1 pseudogene is annotated in these 1,087 nt (G+C 70.1%); it reads left to right on the top strand.

What is annotated here, in order from left to right:
• Positions 1–109 precede the first annotated feature (109 nt).
• Positions 110–1,087 (top strand): annotated as a pseudogene (locus GV161_RS30840) (hypothetical protein); the annotation flags it as partial.

Below are 1,087 nucleotides of genomic sequence, written 5' to 3'. Positions count from 1 at the left end.
CTTTCCGGCCCCCCATCCCTAACCCTTCCCCACCGCAAGCGGGGGGAAGGGAATAGGCAACGCTGCCCGGCGCAAGAGAATCCTTAACATTTCGTGCCAGGCTTCTTGGATGGCAGCCATCCCGTCCGATCCGGCGCAGCTCGCGGCGCTCATCAAGAGCCAGAATCTCGCGACCCTGCTCGCGACGATGACCGGCAATGGCGGCCTTGCCGCCGGCAAAACGGTCGAAGCCAAGCTCGTCGCGCTCGACGACGACGGCAACGCCACCGCCCTCGTCAACGGCGTCAAGGTCGCTCTCGTGCTCGCCGGTCCCGAGGCCAGGCAGGCGGCCCTGCAGCCGGGCGCGAGCCTGACGCTCAAGCTCACCGCCCCAGCCGAGCCAGGTGCACCGCTGCAAGCGACACTGGTCGGCATTCGTCCGGCTCAGGCAGGCAACCCCAATGCTCCGGCACCGGCCGGACAGCCGACGGTGGGCACCATGCCAGCGGCTCCACAGCCGGCCCAGACGGCAACTCCAGCCAGCATTGCCGCTGCAACTGCCCAGTCATCGACCGCCCCCGCTGCCTTGCAGGCAGGTCGCACGCCGACCGCCAGCGCCACGCCGGTTGCCTCGCAGACCGTGCCCGCTTCCCCCCGCACGATCGCTGGCCCCCTGCTCGGCGTAGCACTCGGGCGGCAGGACAGCCTCGCCCCGCTCTTCGCCAATCTCGGCAGCCTGGCGCAGGGCTCGGTCGCGCTGACCTTGCCGAAGCCGCTGATGGCCCTGGTCGACCAGATCCTCGCCCAGTGCCTGCCGACCGCCGAGGCGAAGCCTGTCACCGCCGAGGCGCTGAAAGCTGCCATCGCCCGCTCCGGTGTCTTCCTCGAAGCCAGGCAAGCGGCGGGAGAAGCCCCGAGACCGCAGACCGATCTCAAGGCGGCGCTGCAGAGCCTGCGTGACCTGCTGAAACCGGCGGTCGAAGGCGCGACGGCGGCGAAATTGCCGCTGCCCGGCGAAGCCGCCAACGAAGCTGCGCCGCAGCCCGGACGCCTTGCCACCCGGAATACGCCCGATCAGGATGCCGCCGCATCGACACAGGCCAAGGCC

The organism is Bosea sp. 29B (assembly GCF_902506165.1).
In the GTDB taxonomy this organism is placed as follows: domain Bacteria; phylum Pseudomonadota; class Alphaproteobacteria; order Rhizobiales; family Beijerinckiaceae; genus Allobosea.
This window is presented reverse-complemented; position numbering and strand designations above follow the sequence as displayed.